Origin of the sequence: Aliidiomarina sedimenti, from assembly GCF_003986955.1 — a bacterium.
GTDB lineage: Bacteria > Pseudomonadota > Gammaproteobacteria > Enterobacterales > Alteromonadaceae > Aliidiomarina > Aliidiomarina sedimenti.
In genome coordinates, this window is record NZ_PIPN01000005.1 from 34,219 (window position 1) to 51,914 (window position 17,696).

The 17,696-nt window shown below is 52.0% G+C and carries 17 protein-coding genes; 2 read left to right on the top strand and 15 right to left on the bottom strand.

Annotated elements, in window-relative coordinates:
• Nucleotides 1-143 precede the first annotated feature (143 nt).
• From CWE12_RS10815 to CWE12_RS10825, 3 genes are read right to left on the bottom strand one after another with little or no spacing between them, the layout of a single operon-like run.
• Complete coding sequence (locus CWE12_RS10815; RefSeq protein WP_126789736.1) at nt 144-590, bottom strand: YaiI/YqxD family protein; 447 nt, start codon at nt 588-590, stop codon at nt 144-146.
• Complete coding sequence (locus CWE12_RS10820) at nt 587-1,468, bottom strand: putative RNA methyltransferase (RefSeq protein WP_198675743.1); 882 nt, start codon at nt 1,466-1,468, stop codon at nt 587-589. Before CWE12_RS10820 ends, CWE12_RS10815 begins: the two co-directional genes overlap by 4 nt.
• Entirely contained in the window at nt 1,465-1,962 is a 498-nt protein-coding gene (locus tag CWE12_RS10825; RefSeq protein ID WP_126789738.1) for a HEAT repeat domain-containing protein, read from the bottom strand. The genes CWE12_RS10820 and CWE12_RS10825 overlap by 4 nt, the downstream gene beginning before the upstream one ends.
• Nucleotides 1,963-2,060: 98 nt before the next feature.
• On the opposite strand from CWE12_RS10825, the gene CWE12_RS10830 reads away from it, so the two are divergent.
• Nucleotides 2,061-2,453, top strand: a complete 393-nt coding sequence (locus tag CWE12_RS10830) for a glutaredoxin family protein (RefSeq protein ID WP_126789739.1) — start codon at nt 2,061-2,063, stop codon at nt 2,451-2,453.
• Between the two features lie 22 nt (nt 2,454-2,475).
• Here CWE12_RS10830 and CWE12_RS10835 read toward each other — a convergent pair whose 3' ends face one another.
• From CWE12_RS10835 to CWE12_RS10890, 12 genes are all read right to left on the bottom strand, one after another.
• The gene (locus CWE12_RS10835; protein ID WP_126789740.1) at nt 2,476-2,829 is read right to left on the bottom strand and encodes a hypothetical protein; all 354 of its coding nucleotides are present in this window, start codon (nt 2,827-2,829) and stop codon (nt 2,476-2,478) included.
• Between the two features lie 145 nt (nt 2,830-2,974).
• A complete protein-coding gene (locus tag CWE12_RS10840; protein ID WP_126789741.1) occupies nt 2,975-3,184 on the bottom strand; it encodes a cold-shock protein in 210 nt (69 codons plus the stop codon).
• Between the two features lie 205 nt (nt 3,185-3,389).
• The gene (locus tag CWE12_RS10845) at nt 3,390-4,505 is read right to left on the bottom strand and encodes a threonine aldolase family protein (protein ID WP_126789742.1); all 1,116 of its coding nucleotides are present in this window, start codon (nt 4,503-4,505) and stop codon (nt 3,390-3,392) included.
• A 23-nt stretch (nt 4,506-4,528) separates the two neighbouring features.
• Nucleotides 4,529-5,212, bottom strand: a complete 684-nt coding sequence (locus CWE12_RS10850; protein ID WP_476723724.1) for a VIT1/CCC1 transporter family protein — start codon at nt 5,210-5,212, stop codon at nt 4,529-4,531.
• A gap of 30 nt (nt 5,213-5,242) precedes the next feature.
• On the bottom strand, nt 5,243-5,644 hold the full coding sequence (locus tag CWE12_RS10855; RefSeq protein ID WP_126789744.1) for a hypothetical protein: 402 nt from the start codon (nt 5,642-5,644) through the stop codon (nt 5,243-5,245).
• 138 nt (nt 5,645-5,782) lie between these two features.
• The gene (locus CWE12_RS10860; protein WP_126789745.1) at nt 5,783-7,363 is read right to left on the bottom strand and encodes a dihydrolipoyllysine-residue acetyltransferase; all 1,581 of its coding nucleotides are present in this window, start codon (nt 7,361-7,363) and stop codon (nt 5,783-5,785) included.
• 11 nt (nt 7,364-7,374) lie between these two features.
• Nucleotides 7,375-8,352 (bottom strand): alpha-ketoacid dehydrogenase subunit beta, encoded by a 978-nt coding sequence (locus CWE12_RS10865; protein WP_126789746.1) that lies wholly within the window; start codon nt 8,350-8,352, stop codon nt 7,375-7,377.
• A gap of 2 nt (nt 8,353-8,354) precedes the next feature.
• Nucleotides 8,355-9,539 (bottom strand): thiamine pyrophosphate-dependent dehydrogenase E1 component subunit alpha, encoded by a 1,185-nt coding sequence (locus tag CWE12_RS10870; RefSeq protein ID WP_126789747.1) that lies wholly within the window; start codon nt 9,537-9,539, stop codon nt 8,355-8,357.
• A 217-nt stretch (nt 9,540-9,756) separates the two neighbouring features.
• Nucleotides 9,757-10,815 carry a succinylglutamate desuccinylase gene (gene astE / locus CWE12_RS10875; protein WP_126789748.1) on the bottom strand — a complete coding sequence of 353 codons (1,059 nt, stop codon included), beginning with the start codon at nt 10,813-10,815 and terminating at the stop codon, nt 9,757-9,759.
• Nucleotides 10,816-10,821: 6 nt separating this feature from the next.
• On the bottom strand, nt 10,822-11,625 hold the full coding sequence (locus CWE12_RS10880; protein WP_126789749.1) for a DUF599 domain-containing protein: 804 nt from the start codon (nt 11,623-11,625) through the stop codon (nt 10,822-10,824).
• Nucleotides 11,626-11,708: 83 nt separating this feature from the next.
• Nucleotides 11,709-14,897, bottom strand: coding sequence for an efflux RND transporter permease subunit (locus tag CWE12_RS10885; RefSeq protein ID WP_126789750.1), 3,189 nt, complete (start codon nt 14,895-14,897; stop codon nt 11,709-11,711).
• On the bottom strand, nt 14,890-16,137 hold the full coding sequence (locus CWE12_RS10890) for an efflux RND transporter periplasmic adaptor subunit (RefSeq protein ID WP_126789751.1): 1,248 nt from the start codon (nt 16,135-16,137) through the stop codon (nt 14,890-14,892). The genes CWE12_RS10885 and CWE12_RS10890 overlap by 8 nt, the downstream gene beginning before the upstream one ends.
• A gap of 111 nt (nt 16,138-16,248) precedes the next feature.
• On the opposite strand from CWE12_RS10890, the gene CWE12_RS10895 reads away from it, so the two are divergent.
• Nucleotides 16,249-17,403: a patatin-like phospholipase family protein gene (locus tag CWE12_RS10895; RefSeq protein WP_241984194.1), complete on the top strand. Its 1,155-nt coding sequence runs from the start codon at nt 16,249-16,251 to the stop codon at nt 17,401-17,403.
• Nucleotides 17,404-17,696 lie beyond the last annotated feature (293 nt).

Consider the following 17,696-nt stretch of genomic DNA (forward strand, 5'->3'; position numbering starts at 1 on the left):
TCCCCCAAAAAAGTAAATACTGCTCTATGGTTATAACCACTGCTGTCTAAATTGCCAGCGGATATACAAAGTATTTACTTTCTAAAAAATCAAATATAGCCAATAAATCAAGTTATTAGAGAAGAGCTCTCGGCCACTCCAGACTAGCTGTTTTGGGCCAGATAACGGTCCAACGCATTGGCGAATTGCTGCCGATCGCGGGCATGCAACGGCGGTGGCCCCCCGGTATGCTCTCCACTGGCGCGCATGGTGTCGTTAAAATCGCGAATATTCAAACGCGCCCCGACATTACCGGAATCGAGAATTTCACCTCGCGGTGTTATCACCTGGCCCTTTTTCGCTATCACCTCGCTGGCCAGGGGAATGTCCGCCGTGATGACCAGGTCTCCGGGTTCACAGCGCCGTACAATTTCATCATCTGCTTCGTCAAAACCACCAGCCACCTGAATTGACTTTATCAACGGGGTTTTGGGTGTCGCCTGATAGTGGTTGGCGACTAAAATTAATGGCAACTGCTTACGCACCGCAGCACGGAACAGAATATCTTTGATAACACGAGGACACGCATCGGCGTCGACCCAGATGGTCATAACCCTGCTCCTTCGTTGATTGAGTGAGTGGAGTCCGGTTGGTAAAGGTTTAGCGTTATGTCGACCGTCACTGTCATCGAGGTAAGCGCAGAGAGACGTTCAAGGCCGTCTCGCCCGGCTTTGTGCTGATGAGGGGTCATTGCTACCAGATCCTGAATGCTATCCTTAGTGGGTAGAGCAATCGAAAAACAAAGCCGTTCAGACTCAATCAGCTGCCAGCCCGCGCGGCTATTGGTCGACTCGGCTTCAGCGTCACGCGCGTTGTTATAGAGCACCTGACGCAGTTCATTCAGATGCCGGCTGGCGGGGTCAACTTTGAGTAAGTATCCGGTTGGCTTCAGCAGCCGCAAAAACTCATTGTCGACTGCAAAGCCAAAGGCGCAAATAATAGCGTCCAGACTGCCACTGGTTAAGGGAATACGCGCATTTGAGGCAACCAGATAGGTTGCTGTTTTATGCCAGGGTGCAGCAGCGCGCACCGCCCATTTGGAAATATCATTGCCCAGTAATTGCAAACCGGGGCGTTTAGCGGCCAGCTGACGAAGATAATAGCCTTCCCCACAGCCCGCATCGAGCACAGCGCCCGGATCAGCAACACACTGCAACATCCGACCGATAGCATCAGCTAACGGCTGATAGAATCCCTGTTCGAGAAACCGCCGGCGAGCCTGAACCATCGCCTTGCTGTCACCCGGATCTTTAGAACGCTTGTGCTGGGCAGGCAATACATTGATGTATCCCTGGCGAGCTTGATCAAACTGATGTCCGTGCGAACAACACCAGCTCCCCTGCCCGAATACCAACGGATTTTCTGCCGCCTGAGTGTGGCCTGAAAAACCACTGTCTAAACAGACCGGACAACAAAGTAATTCTGTCATTGTTGTGACCACAGGTGTTCATATTGCTGCCACCAACTTAACGCGATCGCCCGGTTTTGGGGATTCGCCCGGGGGTTTAACACACTTGGCAGACGTAAATAATTATCCCCAATATCCTCGGCTAATGCCTCATCCTGGCTTGCCAGTTGCAGGGCGTATAATGCCAGCATCACCTCATACTCGTCCGGCGAGTCTAAACGCTCTATCAACGGAGGGATTGCCTGCTTGCCGATCTCACCGAGATTCTCCGCAGCGGTGTACCAAATTTTCTCATTCTCACCATCGCCATAGCTGTCTACGAAATCGCGATCAGCCAGCCGACGCAGGTTATAAGACAACGAATCAGCAGCGGAGTCCGCTGTTGGCGGTGTATCCACTGTGACCTCTGGGTCCTCACTCTGCTCAGACGACGGCGACGAACCACAGCCTGCAAGTGCGAGGGAACTGACGATGGTTACTCCGAGCAGTAACCGACATAAAGCGCGTTGTTTCATTGTTTTCTTGAACCCTTACTGGTGTGAAGTTAACTGCATCCGGCGCTGGATTTCGTTATACTGAGCCACATAATCCTTAGTTTACAGGTCGACCTTTGATGAAAGTAGTCGTTCGATATTTTTTTCGCGGTGTCCGCGCCGTTCTCACGCCCGTGATGTTGATTAGTGAAACACTGACGACGCCAAAACCTATGCAGCGAAGTGCACAAGGTCAGCAGGAGGTCGATAAAGCATGTCGTGATCTGGCGCTCTATCAGTTTCGCGCCTGCCCCTTTTGCATTAAAGTACGCAAAGAAATGCGTCGCCTGAATTTACCGATTGAAATCCGCGACGCACAACTGGATCCGCGGCACCGGGAAACCCTTATTCAGGGTGGCGGCAAAAGCAAAGTACCTTGCTTACTGATCCGTCATCAGGACCGCGAAGAGTGGCTGTACGAATCCGATGACATAAAAACCTACCTCAACGACCGCTTTGCAACTATAGAGTAAACGGCAGCTTGCGCGGGGAATTCTAGCTTCCATTCGGCCGACTGGCAAAGTATCCCTCGCGCAACGGCAGTCCGGCTCGCAGTAACTCCCTGACTTCATTGAGGACATTGAGCTGGATATCTTCCCAGTCACTGCGCAGCGCATAACCATAGGACACAAGCAGTTCTTCCAGCTGAATTAAGGCAAACCAGAAGGTCCGCTCCTCGCCAGAGCAAGTCGGCAAGGTCATGCCAGCAAAACGGTCACACCAGTCCTCACAAAGCCGATTGAGTTCAGCCAGAACCGATTGATAGCCCCCTTGTGGATGATAGCTCGCATCCAGCAAGGTCAGTAAACGCAGCCGCTGCTCGTTCATAAAGCACTGATAGTCATCCATGACCATTCCCCAGGTTTCATCGACAGACTACTTAGTCTAGCTTCAGCGGATCAAACTGCCTGCAGCAACCTGTAGGTTTCAGCGGATTTCAGGCACAAAAAAAGCAAGCCCGAAGGCTTGCTTTCTGGAATCTGTTCAGTCCGACTTACAGCGGAGTGATGTTTTCCGCTTGAGGACCTTTAGGGCCTTGAGTTACAGTGAACTCAACGCGCTGGCCTTCAGCTAAAGTTTTGAAGCCGTTGCCCTGGATTGCGCTGAAATGAGCGAATACATCTGGACCGCCGTCTTGCTCAAGGAAGCCAAAACCTTTTGACTCGTTGAACCACTTTACTGAACCTTTGATAACTTCTGACATACTGGTAATTCCCGTATAAAAATTTGAAAAAATCGTGCGGATAAAAATAAAACTACTTGAAACTACAGGACGAAGAAATTACGAGTAATCAGACATCGAAGTGGAGGATCAATTAAATATTTCTTAACCGACGAGAGTCAGTTTACTCCCTATCGAGCAGAAGTCAAAACTTATTTCTGTATTTATTTCAAGGCGGCTGTGCACCTTAGGCCAGTCCACTGCTTTGCAGCAGGTTGCGCATATGCGATTGCCAAAACTCGACTGGTTGAGCCAATGCGTTGCGCCCCACTGAGATTTCAAACACGCAATGATTGGCGCCGTGCTGGCGTGGCATGGGTAACATCAGCACGTCATGCTGCCGCGCGTAGGCAATAACCTGAGTCATCAACTGACTCGGGGGAAGCTCTATGCGGATATGAAACATCGCGCACTGAGGCTCTGCAGGAATTAGTTCAATGCCTTCGATCTCAGCCAGCGCAGGCGCCAGTACAGCCGTATAGCTGACCGCTTCGCTGATAGCGTCGAGGTTATCGTCCATGCCCTGCTGTGCAGCCAGCACGTAAGGATAGAACGCGTACAGGTTACCCCCTGCTCGTCGAGCCCAAACCCGCGCTTTTTGGATGAAGTCCGCATCTCCCAATAAGGCAGCCCCGGCGATACCACCAATGTCTTTGTAAAAAGAAACATACAGCGAATCGGCTAATTCCGCGATATCCGCCAGGCTACGTTGATAGGCGGCCGCGCACTGCCAAATCCGCGCTCCGTCTATATGCAATGCGATCTGATGTCGTTTCGCCCACTGCGCTTGCTCGTGCAGAGACTGCCATGACGGAAGAGCTCCACCAAGTTCGCGCAATGGCAACTCATACACCATCGCGGCGGGTCTTTGCTGGGCTGGCCAGGCTTTGCAGTCGCTCAGGCGCGCTGGACGGTCTGCCGGACCGTACTGAAGCTTTTGCAACTGCCATAATTTTCGGTAGCCGCTTTCTTCGTGCAGCAATAAATGACTGCTGGGATGCAACGCCACCCGGTTATTATGTCTCTCATCACAGTGAATACGCAGGGCAAGGGGCTGAGCCATGGTGCCACTAGGCAAGAACAAAGCGGCTTCTTTGCCAAATCTGGTAGCCAGATCGTGCTCGAAGCCCTCAATGAGTTCGCCCTGTCCGTAATAGTCCGCCTCAGGCACGTTTTTCGCCCGTTCACTCAAGCCGAGTAAGACCTCACTCATGCTGCGCTGGGGATGGCGCAAGATAGAAAATTTAACCTGCCGGGCGGCATCTTTATAAGCTTGTTGTAACCTTGCATCGGCAAAGGCCATTCTAAGTCTCCGTTAAATTCTGGCTACACTGATAAGCCAAACCACGCACCGACTAGCGCGGTGACCAGCATAGCACCGGCACCCCACAGAGCGACACGCATTGCACCTTTGATGACTGATGCCCCTCCTGTTCGGGCCGCAAATGCGCCCAATAAGGCCAGAAACAATAGACTAGAACTGGCAACGCCTGCAACAAGTTGTGAAGGTGGTAACAACCAGCTAGCCACCAGCGGCAACGCCGCTCCGATACTAAACGCCGCTGCCGACGAGGTGGCTGCCTTTAATGGCCGCGCCTTGAAGTTAGGGTTAATGCCCAGTTCATCACGCGCATGCGCAGCCAGCGCATCCTGGTTCATTAACTGACTAGCCACGTCCCGCGCCAGAGAACGAGACAAACCCCGGTTGATGTAAATCTGAGTGAGTTCTTCCAGCTCAAACGCGGGATCAGCGTTTTGATGATCCCGCTCAAGCTCGATATCTGCTCGTTCCAGATCAGCCTGGGAGCTGACTGAAACGTATTCGCCGGCGCCCATCGACAGTGCTCCGGCCACCGCGCCAGCTACACCGGCCAACAGAACAGCCTCTTTGCCCGCGGCTGCGGCAGCGACCCCAATCACCAGGCTGGCGGTTGACAGAATACCATCGTTGGCCCCGAGTACTGCCGCCCGAAGCCAACTCGCCCGGTGAATACGGTGTCTCTGCTGCAATCCTATATACCTCTTATGGTTCGAACCAGACTACTTTTCTTTGTGCTCTCCGGCATGTGGTTTACCCGTTCCTGGTTCGGCTTCGTGCGGCGTCGTTTTCTGTTCAGCAGCAGGTTTAGGCTGGGTCTTGCGTTGCTCTTCCTTGCTTTTCTTTGGTTTCACAGCGCCCCCGGCCTTGGCGGCATCAACATCACCACGAGGCTTACTTTCCTTCGGATACTCCTCTGCATCCTGCACAATTTCCCGTGTTTCCGGGTCGGCCTGCTTCTGTGCCTTGGTTTCTTCGGTTCGACCGCTAAATTTAGCGCCTTCCGACGCCGTTGATTTTTTCTCCTGCGCTTTCATTTTCTGATCACGAGTCGGGTCTACACCCACTGTTGAATCTTTGTCTGGCTGATTCGAGCCTGAGAATAAACGTTTCCAGAATCCCATCACTGTACCTCATTTTTCACTAAGAACATCCTTTAAAAGGCTAGTGCAATTCACAAAAATGGCGAATTGAAGACACAAAAAAGCACACCCGAGGATGTGCTTTTACATTCAGTGATGACTGGCGCTAAGCGAGTTGACTCATGCCATTTCAACTAACATGCTGGAGGGGTCTTCAAGAAACTCTTTCCAGCGATTATTGAAATTCGCCACCGTCGCGCCATCAATAATCCGATGATCGCCTGACCAGCTTGCCGTCATGATATCGCGGGCAACCACTGCGCCCTGCTCATCAAAACGAGGCAGACTTTGCACCTTACCTAAGGCAACAATAGCGGCTTCGGGCTTATTGATAATGGGCGTGGTGACCGTACCGCCTACCACTCCGATATTAGAAATGGTGATAGTACCGCCTTTCATATCAGCCTGAGCGACTTTGCCGTCACGCGCTGCATTGGTCAGCCGGGTGACTTCCTCCGCCACCTGCAACAAGGTCATATTCTGCACACCTTTGATGTTTGGCACCATGAGTCCAATTTTGGTCGCCACAGCCATGCCGATATTGTGATCCTCGAAATAGGTAATCTCACTGGCTTCATCGTTCAACTGAGCATTCATAATCGGGTATTCTTTAAGCGCCAGCGACAGCGCTTTGATAAAGAATGGCATCAACGTCAGTTTAACGCCTTTGTCGGCGTACTTCGCTTTCAGCTTCTTATGCATGGCACGAAGTTCAGTTAAATCAAACTCTTCAGCATAAGTAAAATGCGGAATGGTACGCACCGATTCAGCCATTAATTTGGCCATCGCCGCTTTAACCCCTTTCAGTGGTTCAGTGCGGCTGCCACCTGTGGCTTTAGACGGACTCGAGGTCGCTTGCGCTGGGGCTGGTTTATCCTTGCCGCCCTCAACATAACTCTGAATATCTTCTTTCAGAACGCGCCCTTTGCTACCACTGCCAGGTACTGCCGCAATATCAATGCCAGCTTCGCGGGCACGCCGGCGTACCGCAGGGCTCGCCAGTGCCTTACCTTGCGAAGCTGCTTTAGGCGCTTCTGTGGCCGACGCTGCTTTGTTGCTGGCCGCGGTGTCAGAGGATGCTTTAGCAGGTGCATCAGCGGCGACATCTCCAGTACCCTGTAAGGCAAATAAAGGGTCGCCCACTTTGGCGATTTCACCTTTAGCATGGTAAAGCTTGCTCACCACGCCATCTGTCTTCGCCGGGATCTCGACCACGGCCTTATCAGTCATGACTTCAACCACAACCTGATCTTCTTTTACCTGGTCGCCCTGTTGAACATGCCATTCAACGATCTCGCACTCGACAATGCCTTCACCAATATCCGGCAATATAAAGTCATTGCTGTGACCACTGCTTTGAGGGGACTCCTCACTAGCGGTCGCTTTTATTTCGTCGGCGCTGGAATCCGCAGGTTCTTTTGGCTGTGGCTTACTCTCAGCAGTCTCTTCTGATGATGACGAGCCTTCTTCATCGATCGCAAACAATGCCTCACCGACTTTCGCGACGTCACCTTTCGCATAATAATGCTTAACCACAACGCCATCAGACTTCGCCGGAATTTCTACCACGGCTTTATCGGTCATCACCTCAACCACAACCTGATCTTCTTTCACGCTGTCGCCTTCAGCTACCACCCATTCAACGATTTCGCACTCTACAATGCCTTCGCCAATGTCAGGTAAGATAAAATCTGTACTCATGCTCAGGCTCCTTAGTAATTCAGTGAACGCTTAATGGCTTCGTAGGTTTTCAGGTGGTCTGCCATGTACTCTTTCTCGTGCGCCAGTGGGTACGGCGTATCGAGGCCCGAAACCCGCGCAATCGGCGACTCCAGGTAAAGGAATGCTTTTTCCTGAATAGTAGCAGCCACTTCTGAGCCGAACGCCATCGTATGCGGCGCTTCCTGAGAAATAACCAGGCGACCGGTTTTCATCACTGACTCAGCGACGGTATCCGCGTCCCATGGCAAAATGCTACGCAGATCGATAATTTCACAGCTAACACCATCTTTCTCAGCCAGCTCTGCTGCTTTCTCAATCACTTCGATCTGCGCACCCCAGCCAACCAGAGTAATGTCGCTACCTTCTTTCACCACCTCGGCTTTACCCAGCGGAATGGTATATTCCTCTTCCGGCACTTCACCAACCGCGGCACGGTACATCCGCTTGGGCTCCATAAAGAGCACTGGGTTCGGATCGAAAATCGCACTTAGCAACAAGCCTTTCGCTTCATATGGGTTGCGTGGAATAACAATTTTCAGGCCAGGAGTATGGGCAAAGTAGGCTTCTGGTGACTGCGAATGGTAGTGACCACCATGGATACCACCGCCATAGGGTGTACGTATAGTCAGGCCACCCACATCAAATTCGTTGCCCGAACGGTAACGAAACTTCGCCGTCTCGTTGACGATCTGATCGAATGCCGGAAAAATATAGTCGCCAAACTGAATTTCCGCGACTGGCAGGCCACCCTGAGAGGCCAGCCCGTTAGCAAAGCCAATAATACCCTGTTCAACCAATGGGGTATTAAAACAGCGGCTACGCCCGTATTTTTCTTGCAAACCACTGGTGGCACGGAAGACGCCGCCGAAATGGCCGACGTCTTCGCCAAATACAGTGACTTTTTCATTCTTTGCCATCGCCACATCAAGGGCACTATTGATGGCCTGTAATAAATTCATCTTCGCCATTATTATTTCACCCCTTCTGATGTCTTCGGATACGCGTCCGGATACTTACGAACGTGCTCTTTCAGTTGCTCAAGCTGCTCTTTCAGCTGCTCGGTGGGGGTGTCATACACATCATTGATGATTTCATCAATGTGCGGAACTGGAACCTTCTCTGCTTCTTTCAGCGCCGCCAGTACTGCTTCTTTTACTTCCTGCTGCTGGGCATCGGCATCGTCTTCATTAATCCAGCCTTTGCTCAGCAGGTAATTGCGAAAACGCTTCAACGGACACTTATCACGCCAGGCCTGTTCTTCATCACGGGTACGATAACCGGTCGGATCATCAGAGGTAGAATGCCCGGCCATACGATACGACATCGCTTCAATCAGCACAGGTTCGTTTTCCTCAACCGCTAAACGGCGTGCTTCCTGCGTGGCTGCATAGACAGCCAGAATATCATTGCCGTCGACACGAATAGTTTTCATACCATAGCCAACACCACGCGGTGCAATACCGTCACCAGCCAGCTGTTCGCTGATCGGCGTGGAGATAGCGTAGCCATTGTTGCGGCAGAAGAAAATTGCCGGCACTTTCAGCACCGAGGCCATATTCAGCCCCGCATGGAAGTCACCTTCTGACGCCGCACCTTCACCAAAGTACACCAGCGTGCATAAGCCTGAGTCTTCATGCTTTTGCCCATAGGCGTAACCTGTGGCCTGCGGGATCTGTGTGCCCAGCGGCGATGAGATAGTCATAAAGTTCAAATCGGCACAGCCGTAGTGAACTGGCATCTGACGTCCTTTACCGAGGTCTTCCGCATTTGAAAACAGCTGGTTCATGAACTGCTTAATGGTGAATCCGCGAAAAGCCAGTGACCCTTGTTCACGGTATTGACCCATGATCATGTCGTCAAACTTAAGTGCCGCTGCAGAGCCTATGCTTGCCGCCTCTTCGCCCAGTGACGAAAGGTAAAAGCTAATCCGGCCCTGGCGCTGAGCGGCAATCATGCGCTCATCAAGGACCCGAATAAACTGCATGGTACTGAACATTTTCAGTGCCAGGTCTTTATCTATTTCAGGCAGAGTAACGCCTTCGTGAGGTTTGCCATCTTTATCCAGCAACTGGAACATCGGAATGCGCAGTGCATGACCGTCGATAACCTCAACTGAGGTCACCACATCAGGCTGTTTCGTTGTTTGTGTAGCCATAACCTTCTCTCTTTCGATCCGCAGTGCAGCGAAAGCCGTGCTGCGGTCTGAACGTGGATGCTGTTACAAATGTGCGCAACTTTACCTTTACGTCAACTTGGTTGCAAACGGATTCGGGCTTTGCCCCATGCGCCAGGTGTTCACTGCGCAATACAGTTCACAGCAAGCCCCCAAGCGCCGCGCCATGCGCCATTGTTGGCTGAAACTGGCAGACTGCTCAGACCAGATTTAGTTGCCCGGGATCTACTTCTTTTACCGTGATCAACGCGCGTTGACCGAGCGCAACCTTGGCATTCGGAAAAATAATGGCCTCGCCTTTTTCCAGCACCGGGTACGCTTTGCCGCCATCACGGGCGAGAATGTAACCGGGTTCGAATTCAGTAAAGTTTGCCACGTCATCAGCGAAATTGAGTTCAAAGTCCTGCTGGGTACGATTTATACTGCGCAGCACCTGATAGATATGGTGCCGGGCCGGGTCAAACTCACCCATGGCAAGGTCCTGACCGGCAATCAACTGGCGCAATGTGCTGCGGCAGGCGGCAAAGCTCTCTACTGGATTTTCACCAAAGGGGCGGACTTTCCCTAACTCGACCGTAAAGGCATCCGCATCGAACTGCCGCACACTAAAATACGAAAAAGTCGTGGTGGGGCCTTCGTGCAGTAGCACAGTATCCACGCCCATGGCAGCCAATAGCTGTAGTTGCGCCTTCTTATAGGGCTTGCCATGGGTGAACGGGTAGACTGCAAACTTTTCGTGCTGTGAATCGCGAATCGCGGTGTGCATGTCATAATGCAGCCGTTGCCGCTCGCCAGCGGGCGCCTGTTCGAAAAAACGCTGCACATAGCCTTCAATCGCTTTAGCGCGTACACGTTCATTGTTGCTCAGGCCCTCACCTTCGCTATGAGCACCACTGAACAGACGGTTCATGTTTTCATCGACAAAGCGCTTACCGATATTAATCGCTGCCGGATTGGCAATAATGAACATCACCCGCACCGCAGGCGTAAGTGATTGCTCACGAATGGCTTCAATCAATTCATCACAAATCTCGATTGGAGCCGTTTCATCACCATGCACTGCGCAGCTCAGCACCAAGTCGAGTGGACCCGTTGTTGCTGGCGTAGAATTTGCCGGGGTAAACACAATCACCCCGCTGTCCCAGACTTCGACTCCAACACCATTGTCCAGGGTGGTGGCAGTGAGTAAGTCGGCGGTACTTTCAATGCCCCATTCGTTGGCGCGGGTAAACTGCAAAAAATTCTCGTTGTTGAGCACGCTGATCTAGTCCCCTTGTTTGCTATCTTTTAATTCATTTTCAAATTCTTCCAGTCGGGTACTGGTTGCCTTCAACTGCGCTTTACGCTCGTCTTCCGGCATCGGTCCGGGTTCAAAACCTTTGGTCGCCAACAGGGCCCGCAACACCCGCGAACGATATTCACGGCGATACAACACACCCACAACCACGGCACTGGCAACAATAAAGAATAGCGGATTGGTAAACCAACAGAGGTAAGCCAGAGCAAAGTAATAGGCGCGCAGGCCATAGTTGTATTCATGTCCGGCCTGATCGAGGACTTTCGCTGTGTTGCGCGCATAGCGGTCGCGAGCTTCTTCACTCACCGTGGAACGACTCATGTTAGGCGCCATACCGAGTAACACAGAGACAAAACCAAACTGGCGAATGGACCAGGTGAACTTGAAAAACGCGAACACCAAAATAGCAGCAAGGCCGGCGAGTTTAAGAATAACCAGATTGGCGGTCTGTTCGGCGGTGAAAGGTAACTGGTTGATAACACGCACAAACGCATCACTTGAAGCTAACACGGTGAAAACACCTGCCAGTACCAGAACAGTGGATGACGCAAAAAAGGTGACATTGCGCTCAACGTTACCAATCAGGCTGGCATCCGCGATGTGGTTATCTTTGTGCGTCACTGCATACATCCAGTCGACCCGCAGGCTGCGCAAAATGCTGGAGAGGCAATGGATATGACGGGCTCGTTTTTTAGCGAACAATGAATAGCCAACCCACAGCACTACAAACCAGGCTAAGGCGACAATATCGATCAGGGGAAGCTCATTCATGCGGGGGTCCTTGCGCTTAGGTTGATGCCTTTATTATGCTTTCGCATCATAGACCTAAGCGCCCCCCGCATCAAGGGCTGAAGCTAGTTAGAGGAATCCGTCCCCGGCTGATTCAACGGCTGGCTTAAGGGCTGATCGGCGGGCCCTGGCCGGGACTTCCTGAACAGACGCTTAACGTCATCCAGAACCAGGTATAAGCATGGGATCAGTAACAGCGTAATAACCGTGGCAAATAAAATACCAAATGCCAGTGATATCGCCATCGGAATCACCAGTTGTGCCTGAATGCTCCGTTCGAGAACGATCGGAAGCAGACCAGCAAAGGTCGTCAGCGAGGTCAGTACGATCGCACGAAAACGTGCACAACCCGCATCCACTACCGATTGTTTCAGGCTCATACCGTCTTCCCGCGACTGATTGACATAATCAACCAAAATCAGGCTGTCGTTGACCACAACCCCCGCTAACGCAATGATACCAAACAAGGACAGAATACTAACCGGCATACCGATAATCAGATGCCCGGCGACCGCCCCGATGATACCGAACGGTATCACCGACATGATAATCAGCGGCTGGCTGTATGACCGCAAGGGAATGGCCAGCAGTGCATAGATACCAAACATCGCAAATACAAAGCCTATTGCCAATGCGCCTAAGGCGTCCTGCTCGTCCTGACTGGCGCCTTCGAGGCCGAAGCGAACATTGGGGTACTTCGCTAAAATATCATCCAGCTGTTCGCTGCGAATATCACCAATAATCGCGAAAGGTTCGACCCGGGACTTATCGACCCGTGCCCGCACATTCACCGAGCGCACACCATTGACCCGATTAATCGAACTGTAGCCGTCGGCTTCAATAGCTTCGGCAACCGCAGTAAATGGCACTTCACGACCATCGGCGGTACGCACTTTCAGTGCTTCCAAATTACCAATCGACTGTCGCTCAGACAGTGGGTAACGAACCATCACCCGCACTTCCTCGTCATCACGCTGGATGCGTTGCGCTTCTGCACCATAAAACGCGTAACGAACCTGGGTCGCCAGATCCTGCAAGGTAATGTCTAATTGATCGGCCGTTGGCTTCAGTACCAGCTGAATCTCTTGCTGGGGTGCGCCGAACGTATCTGAAATATCAAATACCCCATCGTACTCCGCCATGGCCGTTCGCAGTTCCAGCGCAGCTTGTGATAACTGATCCAGATCAGATCCACTTAACTGAAACTCAATGTCGTAACCACCGCCTCCGCCGATACTACCTTCAAAGTTGAGGCTCTTAATCCCAGCCATTTCCGGTACTTTCTCGCGCCACTGGTTCACAATCATAAAGCCATCGATTTCACGTGACTCACCTTTTTCCAGCTCGACAAAAATGGTTCCCTGTTCGGCCGAATTAATAAAGGTATTTACATGGCGTACTGCAGGTTCGCCATGTTCCTGCTGATACTCTGAGTCGATGTCGTACAGCGCATTGCGGATTTGGCTGAGCGACTGAATGGTTCGCTCTTCGTTTGTGCCGGGCTGCATTTCCAACGACACCTGAACGAAGTCACTGGGAATATTGGGGAAAAACACCCAGCGCACCACGCCGCTGTTTATCAGTCCAATCATTAAAATAAACAAAGCGAGAAACGTCGCCAGCGTGGTATAGCGGAAGTCGACACATTTTGCCGCAAATGGGCGGTAGCGTGTTTCAACGAAATGTTTCAGTTTGTCTGCAAAGCCGTTGCGAAAGCGCTGAAAACCATTCTGCTTTGCTTCTGCCGTGCGCGAGAACTTCATATGGTTAATATGCGCAGGCAGGATCCACTTCGATTCAATCAGCGAGAAACCAAGGCATAAAATAACCACCCAGGCGATCGACTGCCAGATCCCGGCCATAGCCCCATCCACCATTAGCATGGGGACAAACGCCACTATCGTCGTTAACACGCCAAAAGTAGCCGGAACGGCCACCCGCTTGGCTCCACGAATGACGTTTTCCTCACTTTTGCCATACTTCTCTATTTCCGAGTACGTGCTCTCGCCAATGATAATCGCATCATCGACCACAATACCGAGAACCAGAATAAAGCCGAATAAGGAGATCATATTGACCGACACATCAATCGCCGATAGCTGCATTAGCATAAAGGCGCCAAGAAAACACACCGGCAGCCCCACCATGACCCAGAACGCCAGGCGAATTTGCAGGAACAGGCTAAGCGCGAGAAACACCAGTAAGACACCGATGTACATATTGTTCAGCATCAGGTCCAGGCGCCCTTGCAGGTAGTACGAACTGTCGCCCCAGTGGGCCAGTTCAACGCCCGCAGGCAGGTCATTGCGTTTATTGTCGACGTAGGATTTCACCGAACGGGCAATCGCCAGATCGTTCTGATCGCCGATTGATTCAACGCGAACAAAGGTTGCTGGTTTATCGTCAAACTCGGCAAAACTACGTCGCTCGACAAAGCCATCCTGAACCCGTGCTATATCGCTTAGCAGCAGTCTGGTACCGTCATCCCTGCGTACCAGCACAATGCGCTCAAACTCATCTCCGATATAGCTTTGGTTCTTGGCGCGCAGTAAAATATCGCCATTGGGGGTACGGATCGACCCGCCAGGCACATCCAGTGACGTGCCGCGGATGGCTGCGGTGATATCGTTAAAGGTTAATCCATAGCGCTGCAAATCCGCTTCGGCCACCTCGATCGAAATTTCGTACTCGCGAGCCCCTACCACTGCCACCTGACTTATTCCAGGCTGGCTGCGCAGTTCATCACGGACTTCATTTGCCAGTAATTTACGCGCCCGTTCGTCGAGATCTCCATATACCGACAACCAGATAATTTGCCTTTGCATGCGGGTACGGTAAATATTCGGCGGTTCTATCTGCGCCGGAAAGCTGGTGATACTGTCGACCCGCATGCGGACTTCGTCCATCACTTCCTGAATCGGATAGTCGTTCTCCAGTTCAACTGAAATCGATGCCAGGCCTTCGCGCGCTGTACTGCGCAGTTTCTTGATTCCCTGAGTGTTATCCAGCGCATCTTCGATCCGAATGATAACCCCCTGCTCCACTTCCTGGGGCGCGGCGCCCGGAAACGGCACCTGGATCGTGATCATGTTCAGCTCGACAGTCGGGAACATCTGCTTACGAATGGTCAGTACCGACATGATGCCGCCAATAATAATGAACGCCATCAATAAATTGGCAGCTACCGTATTACGGGTGAACCAGGCAATAAGACCCCGCTCAGGCGGACGCTGATTTGGCTGTTGCTCACTCATCCGCAGCGCCCTCTACCGCTTCGTCTGACTCTGTGGAGGCGTCGCTGGGGTCTTGTTCTTCAGCTGCTTCCTCTACTTCCTCATCCCCTTCGATACGCACTCGCTGACCACTAATCGGATTATCCAGTTGGGTCAGCATGACCCGTTCGCCAGCCGCCAGACCTTCTCTGACAAAAACCGTATGGCGGTCCCGCCGCTCGACCACAACTTCACGTTGCTCCAGTGTGCGTGGGGCCTCATCTGAAATCACCCAGGTCATATTATTTGAATTCACAGCGTAGCGCGGAAGCTCAACCAGATTCTCGACTCGGATCCCTTCGACCTCTGCTTCAACAAAACGACCAAAATTAAGCACCCGCTCGTGGCTGGACCCCTGGCGGTTATAAGGGTCCTGCACCTCGACTACGGCATAGGTGACCTGACTGCCGGCATCAACTACCCCTTCGGTTCTGACTATTGTCCCTGGCCATTCATAGCGGCGTCCTGAAATCGACGCTTTCAGCGTCACCGCCGGCCCTGATTTGTCTTCAACCAGACCCGTTGGAATATCGAGAAATGCCATGTCCTGATCGGTTAACGGCAAGCGAATTTCTGCGATATTGGTGCCGAGTATGTTGCCAACCACTGAATTGGTGGAGACGTATTGACCCAGGGTAACCTCGCGGCTTTGCAACACACCATCAAAAGGCGCCCGGATCCGCGTCCGCTCAAGATTTCGCTCCGCCTGTGACAACCGCGCGTCCGCCGATTGCAGTTCAGCCAGTGCACTGGCCAGTTGTGGTTCTCGTAATCCCAATGACGGAATCTCTCCGGCCTCGATAGAGCGCCATTCTGCTTCTGCTACGCGGCCCATTGCACGCTCTTCCGCCACCGCGGCCTGGGCGCGGGCCAGATTTGCCCGCGCTTCTTCGCGTGCGACTTCGTAATCAGAGGGGTCAATCTGCAAGAGCACATCACCAGCGTTGAAAAAACCACCCACCACGAAACGATTATCGACATGAACCACCTGACCACTCACTTCGGCGACCAAAGTAGTGTCATATTTAGGTAATACGTTGCCCTGCGCAGCAATGCTAAACTGATGACTGTCTGGTTGTACCACCTGAAAGTCTACCAATACAGGGAGTCGCTCAGCGCCCCCTCGCTCAGGTGCCTGGCGCATACTGGCCAGCAGAACCGCGATCAGGATCGCGACAACGAGAATGACAATGGGTAAAATAATGCGTTTCTTAGAGGCCATGGCGTTATACTATTATTAGAAGTTGAAGGTATTATGAATGAGTTACCCATCCTGTGTCAGCCGACAAGGCGTAACCATTTGTAAATCAGACAAGGAAAGATGTAACTAACTGTGTCAATTGTCCAACACTCATACGAACCTGCTCTCATGCTGACAGGTGGCGGCGCCCGCGCAGCCTACCAGGTCGGCGTATTAAAAGGCATCGCCAGCATGGTGCCTCGTGCTCATCCCCTGCCATTTCGGATTCTGACCGGTACCTCGGCTGGCGCACTGAACGCAGCCAGTCTGGCCTGCTATTCATCCAATTTTCATCTGGCGGTGAAGAAACTAGAGCAGGTATGGAGCAACTTTTCCACCGATCAGGTCTATAAATGCTCGACCGGCGAAGTCTTCGGCCATCTGATGAGTCGGGTCGGTCGAATTTTTCAGTCCGAAACCGCTGAGAACCCTGCCTCCAGCCTTTTTGACAATCAACCGCTGCGGGAACTTATTCATCGGGTGGTCGATTTCAGAAAAATTGACCGCCAGATACAGCGTGGCTACCTGCGCGCTATTGCCATCAACGCGTCCTGTTATAACAGTGGCCACTCGATCTCGTTTTTTGAGGGCGCATCCCATTATAAGAACTGGAAACGCGCCAACCGCGAGGGTGTTCGCAGCCGGCTGACGGCTGAGCATCTGATGGCATCTGCCGCTATTCCGATGATTTTCCCCGCTATCGAGCTGCAACATAAGTTTTACGGCGACGGCGCTATTCACCAGATATCGCCATTAAGCCCGCCAGTGCACTTGGGGGCGAGTAAAATCCTGGTGATAGGTGTCGACCAGCCGCACATGGAGGATCATCTGCAGCGGCATTACGTGCCGTCCAGCGCCACTATTGCCGGGCACTTACTGGATACTATCTTTGCCGATACCCTGAATTCCGACGTCGAACGTATGCAACGTATCAACAGCACCATTCGTCAATTGCAACGGGCTGGCAGTGAACACCCGGAATTACGCCTGGTTGATACGCTGATTGTCAAACCGGAACTGGATTTCAATCAAATGGCGCACAGTCATTTTGAGCGTATGCCCAGTGCAGTGCGGCGCCTGCTTGGGCTGGTTGGAGTCGACCAGGATACCCCCTCCAGCATCGTCAGCTACCTGCTCTTTGAAAAAGAGTACTGCCGGGAACTAATCGATATTGGTTACCAGGATGCGCTGAAACAGAAAGATGAAATTCATCACTTTCTTGAACTTGGCGGCCGGCCCATACGATAAACCATATAGCTTGCGCTGGCTCAATAACAACTACGCAAACTTTGCTAGATCTTTACACAGCCTGATCTACAATTAACGTTTACTTTCTATACTCTAACTATGTGCACCTACGAAAAAACTCCTAGGAACCATCTTGTTCATAGGACGTTTAGGGGGCTAACCGATCATCGGCCTTTTAAGATAAAGGGTACGATAAAGATCATAGTGTGCAGGATTGTGAGGTCAGGGTATCAGGCAAGGCTGCTTAAAATGTCCGCAGGGCACACCCCACCCACAATGATGTATGAATGTAT